Genomic DNA, 23586 nt, shown 5'->3' on the forward strand with positions numbered 1-23586 from the left:
GATGTCGGTGGACAGCAGGAGGTCTGGATGAGTGCGGTCGCGGCCGGCTTGCACGGTGAACTGGCCAGGCCAGGGTGGATGTTCGCCCGGGCCCAACCGCAGTCGCGTGCGTCGAGGTCCAGCCGGGGGGTCGACGCCGGTCCCACCGATCGCCAGAATGGCCCGGTGACCCCCCGATCGACGCCCGGGCGGCACCAGGCCCCGGCGACGACGCCCGAGGCGAGCCACTCCGACCAGCTGGTCCGGTTGCTCTACGCCGAGCACGCCGGCCCGCTGCTGATGTTCGTGATGCGGTTGACCGGTGGTGACCGGCAACGCGCCGAGGACATCGTGCAGGAGACGCTGCTGCGGGCCTGGCGCAACGCGCACCGGCTGGGCGTGCAGGGGCAGGGTTCGCTGCGGCCCTGGCTGGTCACGGTGGCCCGGCGGATCGCCATCGACGAGCACCGCAGCGAGCAGGCCCGCCCGCCCGAGACGTACGACCGGGACCTGACGGCGTTCGCCGAGGCGGACAGCACCGACCGGGTGCTGCGCACCATGACGGTGGCGGACGCGCTGCGTACGCTGAGCCAGTCGCACCGGGAGATCCTGGTGGCGACGTACTTCCGCGGGCGGACGGTGCCGGAGGCGGCCGAGGAGTTGGGCCTGCCGCTGGGCACCGCCAAGTCGCGGGTCTACTACGCGCTGCGCGCGCTGCGCACGGCCCTACAGGAGAGGGGGGTGACGGAATGAGCCGGGCAGACCACATGGACGTCGCCGCGTACGCGCTCGGCGTCCTGGACGTGCAGGACACGGAACGGTTCGAGGAACACCTCGCCACCTGCTGGGCCTGCGCCGCCGAGTTGGAGACGATGGTCCCGGTGGTGGGGCTGCTCTCCGACATCGACGGCGAGACGATGATGGCGATGGAGCAGACCGCCACGGATCCGCGGCTGCTGGACCGTACCCTGGTCGCGGTCCGGACCCACCGGCGCAAGGCGCGGTTCCGGCAGGTGCTGACGATGGCCGCCGCGGTGGTGGCGGTCGGCGCGCTCAGCGGCATCGGGGTCGCCACCTTCGGCGGTACGGTCGGCGGCGACGGCCCGGTGGTCGCCGAGCCGAGCCGGTCCACCCCGGTGGACGGGCCGGCGAGCCCGCAGCCGACCCGGTCGGGGCCGGCGGTGGGCGGCACCGAGATCGAGGGCGACCAGTTCGACGCCACCGACGGCAGCACCGGCGTGAAGACCACGATGTGGCTGGACAGCAAGGAGTACGGCACCTGGATCGGGTTCAACCTGACCCGGTTGCCCGGCCCGCGCACCTGCCGGCTGGTGGTGGTCCGCAAGAACGACACCACCGAGGTGATCTCCACCTGGGCGGTGCCGGGAACGGGTTACGGCACCACCGCCAACCCGCAGGATCTCCAGTTGGAGGCGTCCACCTCGGCGCCGCGCGGTGAGATCGCGAAATTGCAGGTGCAGTCGGTGGACGCCAACGGCGTGGCGAGCCCGCTGGTCACCGTCGTGCCCTGAGACACCTTCCGTCGGAAACGGCGTCGGCCCACTGCGGGCCGACGCCGTTTCGGCTTTCCGGGCGCAGGGGTGCCTCTGCTGGCGCACACGTACGGCCGGCCGGAACGGTTCAACGACTGCCGTGTGAAATGGCCCACTGTCGATCGTTCAACCTTGACAGTGGACGCTCCGTACTACTCGGTGAACCGCCAAGAATGAGGAGGGCACGTGGCAAAGATCAAGCGGACGACCGTCATCGTCGCGAGCGCGGTGGTCGCACTTACGGCCTGCGCGCCCGCAGGCTACGACGGGGCGAACTCCAGCGTCGCCGAGCCGGTCGCCGTCGCCGCGGCCGAACCCACCGCGTCGGTCGAGCCGGACACCTCGGCCTCCCCCGGTGCCTCCGGCGCCCCCGCCGCCGACCAGGCGCCGCCGCCGGCCAACGTCCAACTGACCGACGAACTCGTCGGCAAGAAGATCGCCCGGATGGGCCAGGTCGTGGTGGACCAGGAGGGCTTCATCCTCTACCGCTTCGACAAGGACTCCGACGACCCGCCGTCGTCGAACTGCGTCGACAAGTGCGCGCAGGTCTGGCCGCCCGCGCTGACCGACGGCAACCCGCAGTTGCAGGGCGTCTCCGACGACAAGGTCGGCACCGTCACCCGTCAGGACGGCACCCGGCAGATCACCATCGGCGGCTGGCCGGTCTACCGCTACATCGGTGACAAGAAGCCGGGCCAGTGGAAGGGCCAGGGCGTCGGTGGCACCTGGTTCGTGGTCGACCCGAACGGCAAGAAGAACCTGACCTGCCTGCCGACCGGCACCCCGAAGGCGGTCGCCCCGCCGGCGGCCGGCGACTCGGGCGGATCGAGCAGCGGCGGAGACTACACCTACTGATCCTGCGCCAGCCGGAACCCGGTGGCCGGTCGCAGCCGGGGAGGGCGCGACCGGCCACCGTCACGGATCAGGACCGTCGACGTACCGGCAACGTCGGACGGTCCGGGCCGCGACGCCGGCCCCTGGTCGGGCCGGCGTCGCGGTACCCCACCGGCCGGACCCTCCCCCACCTGACCCCCGGAACGGACCAGGGCGGTGGACGCGCCACACGCCAGCGGGCGCGCGCCACCGAAGGTCCCCCCAACCCCGCACCCACGGCCGCTCGGGCGGCCGGTCCGCTCCGGGATGGAGACACCGCCGACGCGCAGGGCGTCGGCGGTGTCGTCCGTTTCCGCCCCGGTCACCCGCCCCGGCGGTACGGGGCGGGGCGGTCCGTCCCCCGGGACCATGGCACAGTGGCGGGGTGACCTGGGACGAGCCGGCGGCACGCCGGGTGCTGCGACCGCCGGCCGACTACCGGCTCACCGCGTCGGTCCGGGCCCTCACCTTCAGCCCGTACGACCCGTGTGCGCGGATCGTCGCCGGCACCTTCTGGTGGGCCACCCGCACCCCGGCCGGTCCGGCCACCCTGGCCCTGCGCCCGGAGGCGGGCGGGCTGCTGGCCGAGGGGCACGGGCCGGGCGCCGACTGGGTGGTCGACCGGGCCGACGCCGTCGCCGGCCTGCGTGACGACCTGACCGGGTTCGCCGAGCTGGCCGCCGCCCACCCGCTGGTGGCCGAGCTGGCCGCCCGGTACCGGGGGCTGCGGATGCCCGCCACCGGGCAGGTCTTCCCCCGGGTGCTGCGCGCCGTCTTCGAACAGAAGGTCACCGGCACGGAGGCTTACCGGGCGTACGCGGCGACCGTGCGGCACTTCGCCGAGCCCGCGCCGGGGCCGTTCCAGCCGCTGCTGCTGCCGCCCGACCCGGCGAGGGTGGCGGCGGCCCCGTACTGGGTGTTCCACCCGTTCGGCGTCGAACAGCGCCGGGCCGAGACGCTGCGCCGGGCCGCCGCCCTGGCCGACCGGCTGGAACGCTGCGTCGACAGCGCCGAGGCGACCCGGCGGCTCACCGCGGTCCCCGGCATCGGCCCGTGGACCGCCGCCGAGGTGGTCCGGGTCGCCTACGGCGATCCGGACGCGGTCAGCGTCGGCGACTACCACGTGCCGAACACGGTGGCATGGGCGCTGGCCGGCGAGGCGCGCGGCGACGACGCCCGGATGCTCGACCTGCTCGCCCCGTTCCGCGGCCACCGGGGGCGGGTCTGCCTGCTGCTGGCCGCCGCCGGCATCCAGGCGCCCCGGTTCGGCCCCCGGATGCCGGTCCGCTCCTTCGCCCGCTTCTGACCCGCCCGGGGGCAGGGCTGTGGGGCTATGTCGCCGAGGCAGCGGTATCTGAGCGGGCGGATGCCGCTGTTTCGGCCCCGTCGCGCTGGCCACGAGTCCGGCGCGGGTGGGGCGGTCAGCGGACGAGGCGGCGCAGGGTGTGGGCCAGCCAGCGGGCGTACCCGTGCTGGACGGCGCGACCGGCGGGCCCGGCGGCGGTCATGAACCAGCGGTCCGGCCGGCTGAACGCGGTGACCTCGAAACTGACCTCGCCGTCGGCGTCGCGGCGCACCAGGAACGCCTCCTCCCCGCGTTCCGGATGGCCGGGCAGGGTGCCGTAGCCGAAGCCGGCCTCCCGGTCGCCGTCGACCACCCACACCACCTCGCACGGCCCCCACACCCGCAGCGGACCCACCCCGAGTCCCGGGGTGACCCGGACGCCGGGCGCGGCCCGTACCGCGTCGGTGCGCATCCGCACCCCGGCCGCCCGGTGCAGCCGCCAGCTCAGCACGGCCTCGGCCGCGGCCGGGAAGCTGCCGGGCGGCAGCGCGGACCGGTGCCGCAGGTGGTGGTAGCCCGCCGGCAACGCCCCGTCCCGGGTCGCCCCCACCTCGGGGTACGTCAACTCGGTCACCGCGCCTCCCAGGGTCACTGTCAGCCTAGGGCCGGTGCCGTCGACCGGCGACCCGACCGGCGGTGCGGGCGCGGCGGGTGGCGGTCGGCCGGTGCTGTCCCGCGGGGTGCTGGAGAGGGACGCCGGCGGGTCGCACGTGCCCCGGCAGGGGCTCAGCCGGCTTCGCAGCGCCGCCGGAGCCCGTCGGCCTCCAGCCGCAGGTAGCGGCGCACCAGCCGGCCGCCCAGCCAACCGACGGGCCCGGCGAGCGGACCGGTGAGTTCCAGGGCCAGCTCCACCCGGACCCGACCGTCGGGCAGCGGGACGATCCGGTGCTCGCCCCGGCTGCGTACCCCCGGGGCGGTGGATTCCCAGACGAAGCAGCGGGGCGGGTCGATCTCGGTGACCCGCCAGGACGTCGGGCGGAGCCGGGGCTGTTCCAGCCGGGCGGTTGACCCGAGCACCAGCGGCCCGGCCTCGCCCCGGCGGGCGGTCCGGACCGAGGCGGTCCACTCCGGCCAGCGTTCGATGTCGGTCTGCACCGCCCAGACCGTGTCGATGTCCGCGTCGATCCCGGTCGCCGTCTCGAACCGCATGCCGCCTCCGTGGCTCCACCGCCGGCACCCGCGTGCCGCCCGGTTCCCGACGAGCGTGCCGCAGCGATCGTGACCGGGCCACCCTCCGGTCGCCCTCCCGACGGTGCACGGCACCCCGCCGCGACCCGCCTCCGGCCGGAGGCAGGGGCCGGACGCGGCCTCAGCCGGTCTCGCGGCTCGGTCGTTCTAGCGGCTCGGTCGGTCTCGCGGCTCAGCCGGTCTCGCGCAGGTCGGCCAGGTCGAGCGGGGTGTGCCGGCGGAGCAGAGCGGTCAGCTCGGCGACGGTGCCCACCTCGCCGAGCACGTTCTTGCCGCCGCCGAACCGGTCCGGGTAGCGGTGCACCAGCCGGTAGCGGTGCCGGCCCCGGACCAGCTCGACGGTGACCCGCCAGCGCCCACAGCAACCACACCGCCACTCCACCCGGCGAGGCTAGCTCCGAGCGGGGCCGACCCGATCCGTATCCGCGGGGACGGACGGTACGGGCGGGGACACGCCGGACCGGCACCGACCGTGATCCGCCTCACCACTGTCGGTGGTGTCTGGTTGACTGTCGCCGTGGACCTGCCGATCAACCCCCCGGTCGAGCCGATGCTGGCCAAGAGCGTGGCCCGCCTGCCCACCGATCCCGGCCTGACCTACGAGCCCAAGTGGGACGGCTTCCGCTGCATCGTCTTCCGCGACGGCGACGAGGTCGAGCTGGCCAGCCGGGGCGGCAAGTCGATGACCCGCTATTTTCCCGAGGTGGTGGCGCAGGTCCGGGCGCAGTTGCCCGCCCGGTGCGCGGTCGACGGCGAGCTGATCGTGATCCGGCGCGACGGTCCGGGCGGTCAGCCCCGGCTCGACTTCGAACAGCTCGCCCAGCGGATCCATCCGGCCGCCTCCCGGGTGGCCCTGCTCGCCGAGACGACCCCGGCCGACTTCGTCGCCTTCGACCTGCTCGCCCTCGACGACGAGCTGCTGGTCGACCAGCCCTACCCGGCCCGGCGGGAGCGCCTGGTGCAGGCGCTGGCCGGGGTCCGGCCGCCGGTGCACGTCACCCAGGTCACCACCGACCCGGAGACCGCCCGGCGCTGGTTCGAGGTGTTCGAGGGCGCCGGGCTGGACGGGTTGATCGTCAAGCCGGCCGACCTGCCCTACCAGCCGGGCAAGCGGCTGATGGCCAAGGTCAAGCACGCCCGGACGGCCGACGTGGTGGTGGCCGGGTTCCGCTGGCACAAGTCGGGCCCGGTGGTCGGCTCCCTGCTGCTCGGCCTCTACGACGACGCCGGGGTGCTGCACCACGTCGGGGTGAGCGCCTCGTTCACCATGGCCCGCCGGCAGGAGCTGCTCGACGAGCTGGCCCCCTACCGGGAGGGCGACGGCGAGCACCCGTGGGTGCACGGCGACCACGAGCGCGGCCAGCGCATCCCGGGCGGGGTCAGCCGGTGGACGGGCGGCAAGAACCTCGACTGGGTGCCGCTGCGGCCCGAGCTGGTGATGGAGGTCGGCTACGACGCGATGGAGGGCGACCGGTTCCGGCACACCGCCCGGTTCGTCCGCTGGCGGCCGGACCGCGATCCCCGGTCCTGCCGGTACGACCAGCTCGACCGTCCGGTGCGCTTCGACGTCGACCAGGTGCTCCGGGGTGATCCGGCGGCGACCGTGCCGCCGTCCGTCGACACCCCGGCGTAGCCTGACTGCTACCCGATCATGGAGGTTCGCCGGTGACCAGCACCGCCCGCCGCAACCGCCGGTTCCGGCTCGCCCTGGCCGGGTTCGTCGCGGGCGCGCTGCTCGTCACCGGGTGCACGATGCCGGCGTTCGCCCCGCGTACCGAGGACTCGTCGGCGGCGGTGACCGGTGCCGGGCCCACCTGGCGGGCCTGCCCGGAGGTCGCCCAGGATCTGGTCGGCCGGGGTGCGCCGGGCATGCGCTACGAGTGCGCCCGGATCGCCGTGCCACGCAACTGGGGCACCGGCACGGGGGCGACCGCCGGGCCGGGCAGCGGCGAGACCTTCGAGATCGCGCTGTTGCGGGTCCGCTCCTCCAAGCAGCGGGACCGGATCGGCTCCCTGGTGATCAACCCGGGCGGGCCGGGCGGGTCCGGCGTGGACACCGCCGTCTACCTGTCGTTCGGGCCGTCGTTCGGGGGGCTGCCCACGGCGGTGACCGACCGGTTCGACATCGTCGGTTTCGACCCGCGCGGGGTGTCCCGGTCCAGCCCGGTGAAGTGCATCTCCGACGCCGACCTCGACGCCAGCTTCGGCTACGACCCCGATCCGCGCAGCCAGCAGTCGTTCGACGCCTACCAGGCGCTCAACCGGCGGATCGGCCGGGGCTGCGGCGACCGGTACGGCGACCAGCTCCCGCTCTACGGCACCGAGCAGGCCGCCCGGGACATGGACGCGGTCCGGGCCGCCGTCGGCGACGACAAGCTCACCTACCTCGGCTACTCCTACGGCACCCTGCTCGGCGCGACCTACGCGCAGCTCTACCCGCAGCGGGTCCGGGCGCTGGTGCTCGACGGCGCGGTCGACCCCCGGCAACAGTTGGTGGCCGGTTCGGAGAGCCAGGCCCGGGGCTTCGAGCGGGCCTTCGACAACTTCGACAGGTGGTGCGCGGCGAACGCCGGCCGCTGCCCGCTCGCCCCGGACGCCCGGGGCGCGGTGACCTCGGCGATCGACAAGGCGAAGGTCTCCCCGGTACGCGGCGCCGACGGGCGGGAGGCCACCTCCGGGTGGGTCTTCTACGCGGTGATCTCCTCGCTGTACACGGAGTCGGGCTGGGAGGAGCTGGCCCGCGCGATCGACCGCCTCGACGAGGGTGACCCGACCGACGTGTTCAAGCTCGCCGACTCGTACGCCGGGCGGGGCGAGGACGGGCACTACTCCAACCTCTTCGACGCCAACCTGGCGGTGAACTGCGCCGACGAGACCGAGAAGCCCAGCGTCGACCAGATCCGCCGGTTGCAGTCCGAGTGGCGGCAGAAGTATCCGCTGTTCGGGCCGGCCCTGGCGGTGGGCATGTTCGGTTGTGTCGAGTGGCCGGGCGGGCGGGACCCGTACCCGACCGGCCGGGCCGACGGCGCGCCGCCGATCGTGGTGGTGGGCACCACAGGTGACCCGGCCACCCCGTACGAGCAGACCGCCCGGCTGGCCGACATGCTGGGGGTCGGGCGGGTGCTCACCTGGGAGGGCGAGGGGCACACCGCCTACCCGCAGACCTCCTGCATCACCGAGGCGGTGGACGCCTACCTGATCTCGCTCACCGTGCCCCGGGAGGGGCTGCGCTGCCCCGCCCGCTGACCGGCGACGGGCCAGACAGCGGGCGACGGGTCAGCGGCGGTTGCGGCGTCCGCGCAGGCGTTGCCGGACGAGGGTGGCGTGGTCCGGTGGGGCCGGCGGCGGTGGCAGTTCCGGCAGTGCGATGCCCTGCCGGGCGGCCAGTTCCTCCAGCAGCGCCCGCATCCGCCGCACGTCGTTCTTCAACTCCTCCTGCTCGACGTGCTCGAACGCGTCGTCGTCGACGATGAGCCGACTGGCGAAGTGTGCGGTGATCAGGGGGATGACCAGCAGCACCATGGTGGAGATCAGCAACGCGGCGAGGGCCCGCCCCGGCCAGGTGGTCGGCGAGATGTCGCCGTACCCGACGGTGGAGGCGGTGACCACCGCCCACCAGACGGCATCGGCGGCGCTGCGGTGCTCCACCTGCCCGTAGATCACCCCGGCCACCACGATCATCAGCAGGTACGACGTGATCAGCGTCCGGGGCGAGTTGGCGAAGTACACCAGGCCCCGGTAGACCCACCGGAACGGCAGCAGCAACGGCTCCATGTCGCACCATGCTGCACCCCGTCCGCCACCTCCGCCCGTCGATCGACCAGGGTCGCTGTGGCAGGCTGCCCGGCGTGACCGAGGTGACCCTGCGCGAGGCGGTCCGGGCCGACCTGCCCGCCATCCTGACCCTGCTCGCCGACGACGTGCTCGGCCGTACGCGCGAGCACGCCACGGTGGACGAGGCGTACGAGCGGGCCTTCGCCGACATCACCGCCGACCCGCGCAACCAGCAGGTGGTGGCCGAACGCGACGGGGAGGTCGTCGGCTGCTTCCAGCTCACCTACATCCCGGGGCTGGGCCGGCACGGCGCGCAACGGGCGCTGGTCGAGGCGGTCCGGGTCCGCGCCGACCTGCGCGGGCAGGGGGTGGGTGAGGCGATGATGACCTGGGCGATCGACCAGGCCCGGCGGCGCGGCTGCGGGCTGGTGCAGCTCACCACCGACAAGTCCCGCACCGACGCGCACCGGTTCTACCGACGCCTCGGCTTCGTCGCCAGCCACGAGGGCATGAAACTCCCCCTCTGACGGGGTCAGTCGTCGGCCAGGCGGCCGTCGCGCAGGGTCAGCGTCCGGTCGGCCACCTCGATCAGCGCCGGGTCGTGGGTGGCGACCAGTGCGGTCATCCCCCGGGCGTGCACCACCGCGCGGAGCAGGTCCATGATCGCCCGGCCGGTCTCGGAGTCGAGCTGGCCGGTCGGCTCGTCGGCGATCAGCAGGTCGGGTTCGTTGGCCAGGGCGCGGGCCACCGCGACCCGCTGCTGCTGACCGCCGGACAGCTCGTACGGGCGCTGTCGGGCGTGGTCGCCCAGACCCACCAGTTCCAGCAGCACCGCCACCCGTTCCTCGCGCTCCGCCGCCGGGACCCGGGCCAGCCGTAGTGGCACCCCGACGTTCTCCGCCGCCGACAGGATCGGCACCAGCCCGAAGGTCTGGAACACGAAACCGACGGTGCCCCGGCGCAGCCGCAGCAGCTCGGCCTCACCGGCGGCGGTGACGTCGTGCCCGGCCACCCGCACCCGGCCGGCGTCCGGCCGGTCCAGCCCGCCGACCAGGTTGAGCAGGGTGGTCTTGCCGGCCCCGGAACGCCCCCGCACCGCCACCAGTTCGCCCCGGGCGGCGGTGAAGGAGACCTCCCGGACGGCGTGCACGGCGTGCCGTCCCCGGCCGAACGTCCGGCTCACCTGCTCGACCCGGACCACCTCGTCGGTGACCGGGTCGACGGCCGGGACGGAAACCTGCTCGCTCATGCGTCACTCCCGTTCGGTTGCGGCGTCCGGTCACCGGGGCGGACCTGCACGTGGTCCGGGGCGAGGTCGAGGCGGACCCGGTCGCGCAGGGCCAGCGCCTCCACGAACGGCGTCGGTAGCTGCATCCGGCCGGTCCGGTCCAGCACCGCGTACTCCTCGCTGACCAGTTCGGTGCTGCCGTCGACGCCGATCCGGGCGGTGCGGCGTACCTCGGAGGCGGTCCGGCCGTCGCGGATCGCGACGGTGCGGCGGACCTGGTCGGCGACGGCGTGGTCGTGGGTGACCACCACCACGGTCACCCCCAGTTCGGCGTTGATGGTGCGCAGCGCCGCGAAGACCTCCGCGCCGGTCGCCTCGTCCAGTTCCCCGGTCGGCTCGTCGGCGAACAACACCTCCGGGTCGTTGGCGACCGCCACCGCGACCGCGCAGCGCTGCTGTTCGCCGCCGCTGAGCTGGCCGGGCCGCCGGTCCGCGCAGTACCCCACCCCGACCAGGTCCAGCAGTTCGTCGGCGCGCCGCCGGCGGGCCCGTGCGCCACCGCCGCGCCGGGCCAGCCGCATCGGCAGTTCCACGTTCTCCCGCGCGGTCAGGTACGGCAGCAGGTTCCGGCCGGTCTGCTGCCAGACGAACCCGACGGTGCGTCGCCGGTAGGCCAGCCGGCGGCGGGCCGACATCGACAGCAGGTCGTACTCGGCGACCCGGGCGATGCCGGCGGTCGGGGTGTCCAGCCCGGAGAGGATGTTGAGCAGGGTCGACTTGCCCGAGCCGGAGGCCCCGACGATCGCCACCAGCTCACCCCGGTCGATCACCAGGTCGAGTCCCTGGAGGGCGACCACCTCGACCCCCTCGGTCTTGAAGATCCGGACCAGCCCGTCGCAGACGATGTGCCCGCGCAGCCGGTCCTGCCCGCCGGCCCGTTCGGCCGCCCGCTGCGCCGCCCGGCGTTGCAGGTCGGCCAGGTCCGGGACGACGGGGTTCGGGGCGGTCGTGGTCATCTCAGCTCTCCTCTCCGAGCCGGAGCACCTCGCCGAGGCGCATCCGACGGTTGTTCAGGGCCTCCACCGCCAGGGCGAAGCCCAGCGCGACCGCGCCGAGCCCGACCGTGGCGGCGACCGGACCGGGGGCGAACCCCACCCGCACCGGCGTGCCGTTGGTGAACGCGGCGAGACCGAGCAGCGGGGTGAGCAGCAGCGGCAGCAGCACCCCGACCAGTGCGCCGGTCAGCACCGCCACCCCGACCAGCGGGGCCAGCTCCACCAGCAGCAGCCCCCGCCACTGCCGGCGGGACAGCCCGAGGGTGCGCAGCCGGGACAGCACCTCCCCCCGGGCGCGGGCCCCGGCCAGCACGGTGAAGGCGACCGCGAGCAGCGCCAGCACCCCACCGGCCACCGCACCGGCGGTGAACCCGAACGCCAGCAGCCCGTTGGCGCCCCCGCCACCCAGCCGCAGCCGGGTCTGTGACCAGGTCTGCACCGCCACGCCCCGGGGCCGTTCCCGGCCGGTCACCGCGCCGCCGGTCTGGTAGCGCTGTTGACCCTCGTCCCCGGCCTGACGCAGCGCCCCGGCGTCGAGCCGGTCGCCGGCCACCAGGAACCCGGTGGGCACCGGCGGACCGTCCCGCCGGGGCAGCGCCTGCCAGGGCAGCACCACGTACCGGCTGGTGTTCGGCCGGGCCAGCGGGAAGTCGGCGACGGTGTCGGCGGGGGTGAACTCGTACCGCTGGCCCTGCACGGTGACGAAGGCGGACCGCAGGCCGGCGTCGGCGAGGTCGGCGGCGACCGCCGGGGAGACCACCGCCGGCAGCGGGCCGTCGCCCGGCCGGGCGTCGCGTAGCGGGCCGGGCACCGGGACGTCCCGGCCGGCGGCCCGCGCCGTGCGGGCCAGGCCGGGACCGTCGACCAGCAGCACGCTGGTGTCACGCAGCCGGGCGTCGGTGCCGGCGGCGTCGGTGGCCAGCCGCTGCGCCGACTCGTCGACCAGTCCGGTGGCGGCCCGCACCCCGGGCAGCCGCTCCAGCGCCGGCCCGGTGTCGGGGGCGAGCCGGTCGCCCCGGATCAGCGCGTCCGCCGGCACCGCGCGGGTGGCGACGTCGTCGCGGGTGTCCTCGATGCCGGTGGCGACCACCGCGCAGAACGCGGCGGTGGCGACCGCGAGCACCACCACGACCAGTGGGGTGGCCGCCGCCGCCCGGCCGGCGCGGGCCGTGCCCAGGAAGGCGACACTTCCCCGGGTACGCGCGGCGAGCCGGCCGGCCAGCCGCACCGGCCACGGGTACAGCCGCAGCGCCAGCACCGACGCGGCGACCGCGACCAGCGCCGGCACCGACACCAGCAGCGGGTCCACCGAGCCGGGGGTGAGGCCGCGCCGCCGCAGCAGCACCACCGCCAGCCCGGCCAGCAGCACCAGCGCCGCCTCGGTGGTGGCCCGGCGGGCGGACGGCCGCAGCCGGCCCAGGTCCCGCCGCCCGACCACCCCGGACGGTACGGCCAGCGTCGCCACCGGCAGCGCCAGGGTGACCAGGACTGTCGCGCCGACGGCGAGCGGCCCGGTGCCGCCGGGCGCACCGGGCAGCAGGCCACCGAGCAGCCAGCCGAGCCCGGCGGCGGGCGGGACGACCAGCAGCGACTCGGCGAGGCTGCGCCGCAGTCCGGTGGTGGCCCCGCCGCCCCGGGCGCGGATCAGCACGAACTCGGCGCGGCGGCGGCGTACGGCCAGCGCGGCGGCCAGCACGACCAGCCCGGCCAGCGTCGCCAGCACCCCGGCGGCGATGACGGCGAGCAGGGTACGCGCCGAGGTGACCGCTTGGCTGAATTCGCGCAGCGGCACGTCGACGCCCTGGGTCAGCTCGGTGTCGGTGGCGGTGCTGGCGCGGACCAGCCGTTGCACCCCGTCGACGAGTTGGTCGATGCGCCGCACGTCGATGCCGTCGGCGCCGAGCCGGTAGCGCCAGGTGAAGGAGATCGGTCGCCCCTGCCCGGCCAGCCGGTCCAGGGCGGCGACGGCGACCGCCCCGACCAGGATGAACGGTTGCCCGTCGCCCTCCGGCTCGCCGACCTGGAGCACCGACGGCAGGGTGTCCCAGCTTCCGTCGGCGGGGTCGACGGGGCGGAACGTCCCGACCACGGTCAGCGGGGTGGACGGGTGCTGCGGGTCGGGGGCGGCGAGCCGGAGCCGGCTGCCGACGCGCAGCCCGAACCGGCCGGCGACGTCGGCGGCGAGGGCGACCTGCACCGGGGCGTCGTCGTCGGGTGGGACGGCCGGCCAGCGCCCCTCGACCAGGGTGCCGGTCGTCTCGATGCCGGGGGTGGCCCGCAGGCCCAACTGCACCAGGTAGTTGCCCCGGGCCAGGTCGGGGCCGGTGACCAGGTCACCGGGGGTCTGCGCGGCGTACCAGCGGTGCGCCACGGCGGCGCGCACGTCGGCGGGCATCCGCTGCTGGAACGTGTCGAGGTCGGCGGCCCGGCCGCTGGCCGGTGGCGCGCCGACCGTGGGACGGGTGGTGTAGGTCAGGTCGCGGCGGGCACCGGGCTCGGCGGCGAGGTGTTCCCGCAGCCCCTGGTCGGCCAGCCGGTTGGCCACCCTCGGCACCCCGGCGACCAGCAGGGCGATCACCAGGGTCAACGCGGCCAGCAGCAGGAACTGGCCGCTGTGGGCGCGTACCCGACGGATCACGACGCCGATGTTCATCGCTGGTCCTCCCCGTGGTGCAGCGGTCCGGTCGTCGTGGTTCTCACCGGTCTCCCCCGGTGTGCAGCCGGGCGGCGGCGACCCGCTGCCGCAGCCCGGCGGCCATCGCCGCGCTGCCGGCCAGCGCGGCCAGCAGCAGCCCCGCCACGGTCCACCCGATCGGGGTCCAGGCCAGGGCGAACGCCGGGGCTGGCACGGGTCGCCCGGCGGCCGGGGTGAGGATCACCAGGGGTGCCATGGTGGCCCCGACGACCGCGCCGAGCAGCAGGCCGACGCCGACGCCGATCCCGGCCAGGAAGGTCTGCTCGGCGAGCAGCGCGCGGGCCAGCAGCCGAGGGGACGCGCCGAGGGTGTGCAGCACCGAGAACTCACCGATCCGGTGCCGGGCGGTGGCCCACACGTCGACCACCAGACCGACCAGGGCGAGCAGCACCGAGCCGAGGGCGGCGGCCAACAACCCGGTCCTGGCCCCCTGCCAGTACGGGTCGTCGGCGGCCACGGCGGCGGCCTGCCGGCGGTCCAGCAGGGTCGTGCCGGGCAGCGCGGCGGCGGCCCGGGTCGCCTCGGCGTGGGCGGCGGGGTCGGTCCGCAGCCACCACTCGGGTACCGCCCGGACGGTGCCCGAGTTGCGGATCAGCCAGTCGGTGGCGGCGGGCAGGTCGATCAGCACCCCGTCCCCGGCGGTGGCGGGCAGCGCGGTCACCTCCCCGACCAGGCGCACCGGCAGGGAGACCCCGGACAGGGTCAGCTGCACGGTCTCCCCGGGCCGGACGTTGAGCGCGGCCCGCACGGCCGGGGTCATCACGGCCGGCACGGCGGTTTCCGGGCCGTCCGGCACCACCGCGAAGCGGGACGCCGGCTGGTAGGCGTACCGGCCGCCGTCGAGGAACCCGACGGGGTGGGTGGCGGTCAGTCCGGCCTCGTCGGCGGTGGCGGTGCTGCTCTTGGCGGACTCGGCGGCGGCCACCCGCCACCGGCCGGTGAGCGGGAGCGTGGTGGACCGGGCGTCCGGGCCGACGGTGCGCAGGTCCCGCACCTTCAGCGCGTACGCGGTGCCGGCGACGTCCCCGCCGTCGGCCTCGAACCCGGCCAGCCGCAGTCCCGCGACGGCGGGCAGGTCGACCCGGAACGCGGTGGCCCGCCCGTCGCTGCCGGTGCTCGCCACGCGCAGCCGGTAGGCGAGCCCGTCGGCGCGGGTGAGCAGCACCGAAACGGTGATCCGGTGCGGGGCGACGGCCTGGTCGACGGGGGTGAGCACGGTGCCGGTGAGGCTGCGGGCGTCGGCCGGCAGCGGCAGCCCGAGGGCCGGTCCCCGGGCGGCGGTCAACCGCGCGAACAGTTCCCGCGCGGACCGGTCGGCGAGCCGGTCGCTGAGCTTCGCCACCTCGGCGGCCTGGGCGGTGTCCAGGCCGAGCACGGTGGCCTGCCGGTCGTCCCGGCCGACCCGGATGTCGTCACGCCAGGCCGGCAGCGCCCGGTCGACGCCGGGCAGCGCGGCGAGCGCGGCGGCCCGGTCGACGGGGGCGACGCCGGTGCGTTCGACCAGCCGCAGGTCCGCGCCGATACGGTGGTCGGCCTGGTCGACCTGGGACCGTTCCCCGGTGGCGACCAGCGACCAGGCCAGGGTGCTGCCGCCGACGGCGAGGGCGAGCAGCAGCACCGGCCCGGCGTGTGGCCGCCGGCCGGCCTGCCACATCCCGAAGATGGTCGCGGTCCACGGCCGCCTGTCGACGAACCGTTCGGCGAACCGGGTGGCCGGCGGGAGCAGCCGCAACGCCACCACCGCCCCGGCCAGCACCCCCAGGGTCGGGGCGGCCACCAGCAGCGGGTCGACGCCGAGGTCGTTGCCGGCCCCGGCCAGCGGTGAGGAGTAGCGGCGCAGCTGCACCCAGGCGAGGGCGGCGAAGGCGACCAGGGCCAGGTCGAGTCCGGCCCGGCTGACGGTGGTGACCCGGTCGGGGCGGGACCGGGCGGCCAGGTCGGCCACGTAGGTGCCCGCCCCGCGCAGGGTGGGGGCGACCATCGCGGCGAGGCAGCCGAGGGCGGTGGCCAGGGCCGCCGCCCAGACCCACCGGCCGCCGCCGACGGCACCGCCGAGGTCGACCGGCCCGTCGGCGGCGACCCGGCGCAGCGCCCCACCGGCGAGCAGGGGCCCGAGCAGGGCGGCGGGTACGACCACCAGGGTCGCCTCCCGGGCGGCCAGGCCGGCGAGTTGCCGGCGGGCCGCGCCCCGGGCCCGCAGCAGGGCGGTCTGCGCACGCCGGTCCTCGTGCAGCAGGGCGGCGATCAGCACCAGCGCGTACCCGCCGAGGACCACGATCAGCAGCAGCGGGGTGGCCAGGGCCGAGCGGCCGGCCAGGTCGGCCCGGCTGATCCGGTCGATGAGCCGGTCGAGGGTGGTCACCGCCTGGGCAGACGAGCCGAGTCCGGCCGTCTCGGGCACCCCGGTCGCAGCGGTGGCGACGGCCCGGCGCAGCGCGGGCAGCCGGTCCGCCCCGACGGCGGTCAGGTCGGGGGCGACCACCCAGGCGGCGGAGACCGGGCCGGGGAAGGCGGCCGCGAAGTCGGCCGGGTCGAGCACGAACGGCCCGTGCGTGGCGTCGCCGTCCGCGTCGGTGCCCAGTCCGGGGGCGAGCCGCCAGTACGGGTCGGCCGGGTCGCGGGGCCGCCACGTGCCGGCGAGCACCACCTCGGTACGCCGGTCGGCGCTGCGGTCGCGCATCGGCACCCGGTCGCCGGTGCGCAGGCCCAGCGCGCCGGCGACCTTCTCGGGCAGGGTGGCCTGGAGCGGGCCGGCCCCGGCGGTCGGCCAGTCGCCGTCGACGAGGTCGGCGTGCCCGGCCAGGTCGTCCAGGGTGGCGAGGGTGGCGAAGACCGGTTCCTTTCCGGTCCGGATGCCCGGGGCGAGGGTGCCGGTGAGTTCCCGTCCGGTGCCGTAGCGGGCGGCGGAGACCCGGATCGGGGTGCCTTCGAGGGCGGTGGCGAAGCCGTCCCGGACGGCCCGGTCGCGGATGGCGTACTCGGTGCGGTCGCGGCCACCGGAGCCGCTGACCAGCAGGCTGCGTTCCTCGACGGGCGCGGCGGTGATCAGGGCGCGCTGCCCGGCGTCGACGGCCCGCCGGTTGTAGTCGGCCAGCCCGGTGACCAGTGCGGTCGCGACCACTGCGGCGGCGACCGCCGCGAGCAGCAGTCCCCGCGCCTCGCGGGCCCGCCTCCACACCAGCTTCATCCGTTGCCTCCCCGGGGCCCGGGGTCGGGCCGACGGAGAGCAAGAGCGGTGACCCGGCGGGAAAGGTTCGCACCCGTTACTTGATCGTTACCCGGCCCCGCCGGTTGGCCCGCAGGCGTGGATCTGGTGTGATCGGCGGCATGGAAACCGCGCTGATGCTGTCGACTCTCGCCCTCGTGCTGGCGCTGGTGATGCAGTTCCCGCTGCGCAACCGCCGCGACGACGTGTCGTTCCGGCTGGTGGAGATCGAGCGCCGCCAGCGGCTGATCATGGAGCACCTGGGCGTCGTGGACCGGGGCCCGGCCCTGCCCGGGGTGCGGGAGCACCTGGCCCGGGGCGACAAGATCCGGGCGATCAAGGCGTACCGGGAGGCGACCGGGACGGACCTGCGCACCGCCAAGGAGGCGGTCGAGGCGATCGCCACCGGACGCTGACCCCAAGATCGACGCAGTTGGGCCGACGTTGCGCGGACACACCGGCCACTGACCCCAAGATCGACTCAACTGGGCCGACGTCACGCGGCCACAGCGGTCACCGAGCCCAAGATCGACTCAAGTAGGCCGATAGTGCGCGGTCACAGCAGCCACGGAACCCGAGATCGACTCAAGTGGGCCGATGTTGCGCGGTCACAGCGGCTTACATACCGCAACATCAGCGACATTGAGTCGATCACGCCGGCGATCGCAGCGCGCGCCGGCCCGGCGTCGATCATGGGGTCGGCGTCCAGGCCCGACCGGGCAGTCTTGCGGCCCGGCCAGGGTCAGCCCGGGACCGACGTCCGCCGGGCCGGCCGGTACATGGAGCAGACCAGCGGGCCACCCTCGATCGTGGTCCGCGCCGTGACCGTGAAGCCGAGGCGTTCGTAGAGGCGGACGTTGCGCTCGTCGGAGGTTTCCAGCGCGATGCCGCCCGGGTCGCCGGACTCCTCGACGAGGGTCACCCCCGCGGCGGCGACGGCGGAGCCGAGACCGACGCCGCGCCGGTCCGGGTGGACGCCCAACGTCGCGAGTTCCCACGCGCCGGGTGGCCGCGCCGGCAACTCGACGGCCATGAGCGCCGCCAGCCGGTCACCGTGCAGGTCCGCGATCCGCGCCCGGAGGTCCTCCCCCGGCGCGGGCGCGTCGCCCGGCAGGAACGCGGCCACCGCCTGAGCGTCGTCAGCGACGAGGACGAGGCCGTGCGCCAGGGCGTGCCCCAGGTAGAGGGCCTGCAGCTCCTCGAGTCGACGCGGGTAGTCGTCGGCCGGGATCGACCACCGCGTCCACGGGTAGTCGTGGAAGGCGACGGCGAGCGTACGCGCGGCGCGGGGCAGGTCCTGGGCGGCGGCCCGGCGGATCTGGCTGGTCATCGGCCCGAGCCTAGTCAGCCCGTGGTCAGCTCCGGCCGGTGCTCGCGGATCCACGCCTCGACGTCGGCCTTCCGCCACACCTTGCCCTGCATCAGGTCGGCCACCGGATCAGGGAAGTTCCGGTGACTGGTGATCACGTAGACCCGCTGCTTGCTGATGCCGCCCAGCATCACGCGGATCTCGTGCGCACCCACCAGCTCCATACGGCGGACGCTAAACAGTTGCCCCGGACTCTTGACCCGGGTCAACATACCGGTCACTGTATCGGGTATGCCAAAGAACGTTTCGCCTGTTCATGATCGGCAGCGGCGGCCCGTGGGTGGGCATCCACCGATGCGTCCGCTGTGGCGCTGCCGGACGTGTGCCGCACCCTGGCCGTGCCAACCCGCCCGCCTGCTCCTGACCAGGGAGTACCGCCGGGACCGGGTGGCGCTGTCGATCTACATGTCCAGCCAGTTGTTCGAGGCCACCGCCGACCTGGTGCGACTCAATCCGCACCCGGCCCCGTCCCCGGCGGAACTGTTCGACCGTTTCCTCGCCTGGACCGCCCGGCCATCCACCCGTACGGACGCCTCCACGCCGGGCGACGGGTGCCGGCCCGGGGACGCGACCCCGCAGCCGAATGCGGAACGGCCTGCCGGCCGACTGCCGGAAACTATCTGACGAGCAGGGTCAGCAGTCCGGTGAGCGCGACGAGGACCGCGGCCACCCCGGTGAGCACGGCCGGCAGGATCTTGAGGTATTCGAGGATCACGGAATGCCTGCCCGGCACCCCACCGATCCGCTGCGTTCTTCTCGTCGTGGCCGCCATGGTGATTCCCCTGTCCGGTGCCCGCGTCCGGTCGGATGAATCGGAGCCGCTGACCGGCGAATCGACTGTCACCGCCGGGCAGCAGCCGACCGGACACTCCACAGCGAGGGCATAATCCCTGGTCACACGAGTGCAGCCGACTTCCGCGCATCCTACCTTTCATATTCGACCGTAGGCGTGACGACCAGTCGAGCGCAATCATCAGTACCGGAAAGAGTGCGGAGGAAAGCCATTTTCACACGTGGGAGTGGCATGCCGCGCAACTGATTTCGGATTACCGGCGGACACCGGGTACCGGCACCGCCGCCGGAATTCCGATTTCCACCGGTGGTGTCGCCGGCCGTCAGGCGGTGGCGTCGTCGGCGGGGCGCTTCGCCCGGCTCGGCTGCACCCGTTTCGGTTCGCCGGGCATCTTCGGATGGTCCGGTGGATAGGGCAGGTCGCCCAGGCCCTGCCCGGCGTCCCGCTCGGCCCAGTCGAGCAGGGGCGTGATGTCGACGGGGTCGTCGTCGATGCCCGCGTGCGGGTCGCCCCGCTCGGCCAACCTGGCCGGCACCGTCCGCAGGTCGAAATCGTCGGGATCGACGTCGGGCAGCTCGTCCCAGGTGACCGGGGTGGAGACGGTGGCCCGCGCGTTGGCCCGCAGCGAGTACGCGCAGGCGATGGTGCGGTCCCGGGCCATCTGGTTGTAGTCGACGAAGACCCGCTGCCCGCGCTCCTCCTTCCACCAGGCGGTGGTGACCAGGTCGGGCCGACGCCGTTCCAGCTCCCGGGCCAGCGCGATGGTGGCCCGGCGCACCTCGGTGAACGTCCAGCGCGGGACGATGCGCAGGTAGACGTGCAGGCCCCGGCCACCGGAGGTCTTCGGCCAGCCGGTGACGCCCAACTCGGTGAGGATGCCCCGCAGCTCGGCGGCGGCCGTCGCCGCGTCGGCGAAGTCGGTGCCGGGCTGCGGATCGAGATCCACCCGCAGCTCGTCGGGATGGTCGACGGCGGCGGCCCGGACCGGCCACGGGTGGAACACCACCGTGCCCATCTGCGCGGCCCAGGCGACGTGGGCGAGGTCGGTGGGGCGCAGCTCGTCGGCCCCCCGGCCGCTGGGGAAGGTGATGCCGACCGTCCGCACCCACGGCGGCACCCCCCGGGTGGGCACCCGCTTGGAGAAGAACGCCTCCCCCGCGATGCCGTCGGGGAAGCGTTGCAGGGTGGTCGGCCGGTCGGCCAGGGCGCGCATGATGCCCTCGCCCACCGCGACGTAGTAGTGGAAGACGTCGGCCTTGGTGAACCCGCGCTCCGGGAAGATCACCCGGTCCGGGCTGCTCAGCCGGACACTGCGCCCGGCCACCTCGACCTCGGTCGCCGCCGTCTTCCCGCTGCCCGCCATGGCGCGACCATATGCGATGCCCCCGACATCCGACGTACGGTTGACCGGTGAGTCTTGACGAGAGCGAACTGCCCCGCACCGAGGACGAGTGGCGGGTCCGGCTGACCCCGGAGGAGTTCCGGGTGCTGCGCGAGGCCGGCACCGAACGCCCCTTCACCGGCGAGTACGTCGACACGAAGACCCCCGGCGTCTACCACTGCCGGGCCTGCGGGCTCGAACTGTTCTCCAGCGACACCAAGTTCGACTCGCACTGCGGCTGGCCGAGCTTCGACGACGCCATCCCGGGCCGGGTCCGGGAGATCCAGGACACCAGCCTCGGCATGGTGCGTACCGAGATCCGCTGCGCCCGCTGCGACAGCCACCTCGGGCACGTCTTCCACGGTGAGGGCTTCACCCCGAAGGACACCCGGCACTGCGTGAACTCGGTGTCGATCCGGCTGGAGCCGAAGCCGGGCTGAACCGACGCGGAGCGAGGGCCGGTCCCGGCCGACGCCGGGCCGAGGGCCGGGGCTGAACCGATGCCGGCCCGGCCGGGACCGGTCAGAGCAGGAGCAGGCTGCCCTCGTCGTCCACCCGGTCGGCGCCGGAGTCGTCGAGCCAGACACCCCCGGTGGCGAGGTAGCGGAACCGGTGTACGCCGGGGCCGAGCCGGACGGTCACCGTCCGCGTGCCGTCCCGGCGCGGCACCAGCTCGTGCCGGCCCGGCTGCCAGCCGTTGAAGCAGCCGACCACGCTGACCGTGCCGGGCGGGGTGTCCCGGGGCAGGCAGAAGGTGACCCGGGTCCGGGTGCCGAAGAGTCTGCTGCGCTTGATCACGTGAACCTCCGGGGGTCGGGGCGTCCTACCGGGTCAAACGCCCGACACGCCGGGGCGAAACGCCGTCCGACCCGATCGATCCGGGGCATTTCGCCCTGCACGACCCGCACCCTGTCGCACCCTGGGGGCAGATGTCCGATTCGGAGGGGTGTGACAGGTGGCTACCTGCGAGGTCTGCGGCAACGACTACTGGATGGCGTTCGAGGTGCGTACGGTCAGCGGTGACGTGCACACCTTCGACTCCTTCGAGTGCGCGGCGCACAAGCTCGCGCCGATCTGCGAGCACTGCCAGGTGAAGATCATCGGGCACGGGGTGGAGGTCGGCGGCCGGTTCTTCTGCTGCGCGCACTGCGCCCGCGCGGTGGAGGCCCTGGGTGCCGAGATCCGCGACGCGGTCGGCGCCCGCCCGGCCTGACCCGCCCGCCCGGTCTGACCCGCCCCCGGCCCGACGCCTCCAGGGCAGCAGAGCAGGCGGCAGCGCGACGGCGGATCGACCCACCCACGAGGCAGCCCCGCAGGGCGGCGCGGCGGGCCGCCTACCATCGCGGGATGGCACCGCAGACTCTCGACGTCCACGTCGCCCCGTTCACCGAACTGGACACGCGCACCTTCCACGACCTGCTGCGGCTGCGCATCGACGTGTTCGTGGTGGAGCAGCGCTGCCCGTACCCGGAGCTGGACGGGCGGGACGTCGAACCCGGCACCCGGCACCTCTGGCTGGCCCACGACGGCGTCGTGCTGGCCTACCTGCGGCTGCTCGCCGACCCGGGCGGGGTGGTGCGGATCGGCCGGGTGGTGGTGGCCCCGGCGGCCCGGGGCGGCGGGCTCGCCGGCCGGCTGATGACCGAGGCGTTGCGACTGGTCGGCGACCGGCCGTGCGTGTTGGAGGCGCAGGCCCACCTGGCCGGCTTCTACGCCGGGCACGGCTTCACGGTGACCGGCCCGGAGTACGTCGAGGACGGCATCCCCCACCTGCCGATGCGCCGCGGCGGGGCGGACAGCCCGAAAGATTGACGGACACCGCTTTCCTATGCAAGCCTGCGGGGGCAGTGGGAGCCGCACAGCAGGCACGGGAGGGGCAACTCCCGGCCGTCCGGGCGTCGATCGACAGACCCCTTCACCTCGGAGGCTCCATGTCCACCGTCCTACGCAGACGGCCCACCGCGCTCGCGGGGTCGCTGCTCACCATCGGCGCGATCATCGCGCTGCTGCTCACCACCGCCCTGGCCAACTCGGCGTCCGCGCACGGCGCGGTGGTGAACCCGGGATTCCGCGCCTACAGCTGCTGGGAGCGCTGGGGTGCCGAGTTCCAGAACCCGAGAATGGCCACCGAGGACCCGATGTGCTGGCAGGCCTGGCAGGCCGACCCGCAGGCCATGTGGAACTGGAACGGCCTGTTCCGCGAGGGTGTCGCCGGCAACCACCAGGGTGCCATCCCGGACGGCCAGCTCTGCAGCGGCGGGCGCACCCAGAACGGCCGCTACAACGCCCTCGACACCGTCGGCGCGTGGAAGACCACGTCGGTGGCGAACAGCTTCCGGCTGAAGTTCTTCGACCAGGCCAGCCACGGGGCCGACTACATCCGGGTGTACGTCACCAAGCAGGGCTTCAATTCGCTGACCACCCCGCTGGGCTGGGGCAACCTGGAACTCGCCGGCCAGATCGGCAACACCCCGGCCTCCCAGTGGGACAGGGACACCGGTGGCGTGTCGATCCAGATCCCGGTGAACGCGCCGGGTCGTACCGGCCGGCACATCGTCTACACCGTGTGGCAGGCCAGCCACCTGGACCAGTCGTACTACCTGTGCAGTGACGTGGACTTCGGTGGCGGCACCAACCCGACCACGCCGCCCACCACCGCGCCGCCCACCACGGCTCCGCCGACCACCGCGCCGCCCACCACCGCGCCGCCGACCACGGCCCCGCCCACCACGGCCCCGCCGACCACCCCGCCGGCGACCGGTGGCTGCACCGCGACCTACCGGGTGACCTCCACCTGGAGCGGCGGGTTCCAGGGTGAGGTGGACGTGACCGCCGGCGCCTCGGCGATCAAGGGCTGGACGGTGAACTGGACGTACTCCGGGGGCCAGCAGGTCAGCCAGGCGTGGAACGCCACGCTGACCAGCAGCGGGTCGACGGTGACCGCCCGCAACGTCAACTACAACGGCGCGTTGGCCGCCGGCGGGAAGACCACCTTCGGTTTCCTCGCCTCGGGCAGCGGCACCAGCCCGACCCCGGTCTGCACCGCGACCCTCTGACCGGTCCGGACACCACACGGACGTGGTGGTCTCCCGTCACGCGGAGGCCACCACGTCCGTGGTCGGGCACGGTCCGGCCCGCCGCCGGGGCG

Annotated in this window: 25 protein-coding genes and 1 pseudogene; 13 read left to right on the forward strand and 13 right to left on the reverse strand. The window is 74.6% G+C overall.

Features of this window, described 5'->3' with window-relative positions; genetic code table 11:
- Positions 1-27 precede the first annotated feature (27 nt).
- The 4 genes from B5D80_RS20165 (at position 28) to B5D80_RS20185 (ending at position 3711) form a co-directional block, all read left to right on the forward strand.
- Positions 28-732, forward strand: a complete 705-nt coding sequence (locus B5D80_RS20165; protein WP_088645463.1) for a sigma-70 family RNA polymerase sigma factor — start codon at positions 28-30, stop codon at positions 730-732.
- A complete protein-coding gene (locus B5D80_RS20170; protein WP_088645464.1) occupies positions 729-1511 on the forward strand; it encodes an anti-sigma factor family protein in 783 nt (260 codons plus the stop codon). The genes B5D80_RS20165 and B5D80_RS20170 overlap by 4 nt, the downstream gene beginning before the upstream one ends.
- 207 nt (positions 1512-1718) lie before the next feature.
- Positions 1719-2387 carry a COG4315 family predicted lipoprotein gene (locus tag B5D80_RS20175; RefSeq protein WP_088645465.1) on the forward strand — a complete coding sequence of 223 codons (669 nt, stop codon included), beginning with the start codon at positions 1719-1721 and terminating at the stop codon, positions 2385-2387.
- A gap of 403 nt (positions 2388-2790) precedes the next feature.
- The gene (locus tag B5D80_RS20185; RefSeq protein ID WP_088645467.1) at positions 2791-3711 is read left to right on the forward strand and encodes a DNA-3-methyladenine glycosylase family protein; all 921 of its coding nucleotides are present in this window, start codon (positions 2791-2793) and stop codon (positions 3709-3711) included.
- Between the two features lie 115 nt (positions 3712-3826).
- Here B5D80_RS20185 and B5D80_RS20190 read toward each other — a convergent pair whose 3' ends face one another.
- The 3 genes from B5D80_RS20190 to B5D80_RS20200 form a co-directional block, all read right to left on the reverse strand.
- Positions 3827-4324 carry a DUF1990 domain-containing protein gene (locus tag B5D80_RS20190; protein ID WP_245854808.1) on the reverse strand — a complete coding sequence of 166 codons (498 nt, stop codon included), beginning with the start codon at positions 4322-4324 and terminating at the stop codon, positions 3827-3829.
- Positions 4325-4476: 152 nt separating this feature from the next.
- A complete protein-coding gene (locus tag B5D80_RS20195; RefSeq protein WP_088645468.1) occupies positions 4477-4899 on the reverse strand; it encodes an SRPBCC family protein in 423 nt (140 codons plus the stop codon).
- Between the two features lie 211 nt (positions 4900-5110).
- Positions 5111-5320 (reverse strand): hypothetical protein, encoded by a 210-nt coding sequence (locus B5D80_RS20200; protein ID WP_088645469.1) that lies wholly within the window; start codon positions 5318-5320, stop codon positions 5111-5113.
- A gap of 135 nt (positions 5321-5455) precedes the next feature.
- Here B5D80_RS20200 and B5D80_RS20205 point away from each other — a divergent pair, with 135 nt between their 5' ends.
- On the forward strand, positions 5456-6571 hold the full coding sequence (locus B5D80_RS20205) for an ATP-dependent DNA ligase (protein ID WP_088645470.1): 1116 nt from the start codon (positions 5456-5458) through the stop codon (positions 6569-6571).
- A 32-nt stretch (positions 6572-6603) separates the two neighbouring features.
- Entirely contained in the window at positions 6604-8184 is a 1581-nt protein-coding gene (locus tag B5D80_RS20210; protein WP_425437220.1) for an alpha/beta hydrolase, read from the forward strand.
- A 30-nt stretch (positions 8185-8214) separates the two neighbouring features.
- On the opposite strand, the gene B5D80_RS34850 is transcribed toward B5D80_RS20210, so the two are convergent.
- Positions 8215-8712, reverse strand: a complete 498-nt coding sequence (locus B5D80_RS34850; protein WP_088645471.1) for a potassium channel family protein — start codon at positions 8710-8712, stop codon at positions 8215-8217.
- Positions 8713-8786: 74 nt separating this feature from the next.
- On the opposite strand from B5D80_RS34850, the gene B5D80_RS20220 reads away from it, so the two are divergent.
- A complete protein-coding gene (locus B5D80_RS20220) occupies positions 8787-9239 on the forward strand; it encodes a GNAT family N-acetyltransferase (protein WP_088645501.1) in 453 nt (150 codons plus the stop codon).
- A gap of 5 nt (positions 9240-9244) precedes the next feature.
- Here the strand turns inward: B5D80_RS20220 and B5D80_RS20225 are convergent, their stop codons facing one another.
- The 4 genes from B5D80_RS20225 to B5D80_RS20240 are packed head-to-tail and all read right to left on the reverse strand — an operon-like array spanning position 9245 to position 16877.
- Positions 9245-9961: an ABC transporter ATP-binding protein gene (locus B5D80_RS20225; protein WP_088645472.1), complete on the reverse strand. Its 717-nt coding sequence runs from the start codon at positions 9959-9961 to the stop codon at positions 9245-9247.
- Positions 9958-10956: an ABC transporter ATP-binding protein gene (locus B5D80_RS20230; RefSeq protein WP_088645473.1), complete on the reverse strand. Its 999-nt coding sequence runs from the start codon at positions 10954-10956 to the stop codon at positions 9958-9960. Before B5D80_RS20230 ends, B5D80_RS20225 begins: the two co-directional genes overlap by 4 nt.
- 1 nt (position 10957) lies before the next feature.
- Positions 10958-13648, reverse strand: coding sequence for an FtsX-like permease family protein (locus B5D80_RS20235; protein ID WP_088645474.1), 2691 nt, complete (start codon positions 13646-13648; stop codon positions 10958-10960).
- 43 nt (positions 13649-13691) lie between these two features.
- Entirely contained in the window at positions 13692-16877 is a 3186-nt protein-coding gene (locus tag B5D80_RS20240) for an FtsX-like permease family protein (RefSeq protein WP_088645475.1), read from the reverse strand.
- Between the two features lie 140 nt (positions 16878-17017).
- Between B5D80_RS20240 and B5D80_RS20245 the strand changes: the two genes are divergently transcribed.
- Complete coding sequence (locus B5D80_RS20245) at positions 17018-17311, forward strand: hypothetical protein (protein ID WP_144081721.1); 294 nt, start codon at positions 17018-17020, stop codon at positions 17309-17311.
- A gap of 326 nt (positions 17312-17637) precedes the next feature.
- On the opposite strand, the gene B5D80_RS20250 is transcribed toward B5D80_RS20245, so the two are convergent.
- Both B5D80_RS20250 and B5D80_RS20255 read right to left on the reverse strand, forming a co-directional pair.
- Positions 17638-18225: a GNAT family N-acetyltransferase gene (locus tag B5D80_RS20250; RefSeq protein WP_088645477.1), complete on the reverse strand. Its 588-nt coding sequence runs from the start codon at positions 18223-18225 to the stop codon at positions 17638-17640.
- Between the two features lie 14 nt (positions 18226-18239).
- Positions 18240-18428, reverse strand: a complete 189-nt coding sequence (locus B5D80_RS20255) for a hypothetical protein (protein WP_088645478.1) — start codon at positions 18426-18428, stop codon at positions 18240-18242.
- Between the two features lie 67 nt (positions 18429-18495).
- Here B5D80_RS20255 and B5D80_RS20260 point away from each other — a divergent pair.
- Positions 18496-18789 (forward strand): annotated as a pseudogene (locus tag B5D80_RS20260) (hypothetical protein); the annotation flags it as partial.
- Positions 18790-18880: 91 nt separating this feature from the next.
- On the opposite strand, the gene B5D80_RS33430 reads toward B5D80_RS20260, so the two are convergent.
- Positions 18881-19036 (reverse strand): hypothetical protein, encoded by a 156-nt coding sequence (locus B5D80_RS33430; protein WP_158224222.1) that lies wholly within the window; start codon positions 19034-19036, stop codon positions 18881-18883.
- A 343-nt stretch (positions 19037-19379) separates the two neighbouring features.
- Positions 19380-20420: a non-homologous end-joining DNA ligase gene (ligD, locus tag B5D80_RS20265; protein WP_088645479.1), complete on the reverse strand. Its 1041-nt coding sequence runs from the start codon at positions 20418-20420 to the stop codon at positions 19380-19382.
- 47 nt (positions 20421-20467) lie between these two features.
- Here ligD and msrB point away from each other — a divergent pair, with 47 nt between their 5' ends.
- Entirely contained in the window at positions 20468-20878 is a 411-nt protein-coding gene (gene msrB / locus B5D80_RS20270; protein ID WP_088645480.1) for a peptide-methionine (R)-S-oxide reductase MsrB, read from the forward strand.
- Positions 20879-20960: 82 nt separating this feature from the next.
- Here the strand turns inward: msrB and B5D80_RS20275 are convergent, their stop codons facing one another.
- Entirely contained in the window at positions 20961-21236 is a 276-nt protein-coding gene (locus B5D80_RS20275) for an isoamylase early set domain-containing protein (RefSeq protein ID WP_088645481.1), read from the reverse strand.
- 157 nt (positions 21237-21393) lie between these two features.
- Between B5D80_RS20275 and B5D80_RS20280 the strand changes: the two genes are divergently transcribed.
- From B5D80_RS20280 to B5D80_RS20290, 3 genes are all read left to right on the forward strand, one after another.
- The gene (locus tag B5D80_RS20280; protein WP_088645482.1) at positions 21394-21651 is read left to right on the forward strand and encodes a Prokaryotic metallothionein; all 258 of its coding nucleotides are present in this window, start codon (positions 21394-21396) and stop codon (positions 21649-21651) included.
- Positions 21652-21785: 134 nt separating this feature from the next.
- Complete coding sequence (locus B5D80_RS20285) at positions 21786-22250, forward strand: GNAT family N-acetyltransferase (RefSeq protein ID WP_088645483.1); 465 nt, start codon at positions 21786-21788, stop codon at positions 22248-22250.
- A 119-nt stretch (positions 22251-22369) separates the two neighbouring features.
- Positions 22370-23494 (forward strand): lytic polysaccharide monooxygenase auxiliary activity family 9 protein, encoded by a 1125-nt coding sequence (locus tag B5D80_RS20290; RefSeq protein WP_088645484.1) that lies wholly within the window; start codon positions 22370-22372, stop codon positions 23492-23494.
- Positions 23495-23586: the final 92 nt, after the last annotated feature.

Source organism: Micromonospora wenchangensis, assembly GCF_002210435.1.
In the GTDB taxonomy this organism is placed as follows: domain Bacteria; phylum Actinomycetota; class Actinomycetes; order Mycobacteriales; family Micromonosporaceae; genus Micromonospora; species Micromonospora wenchangensis.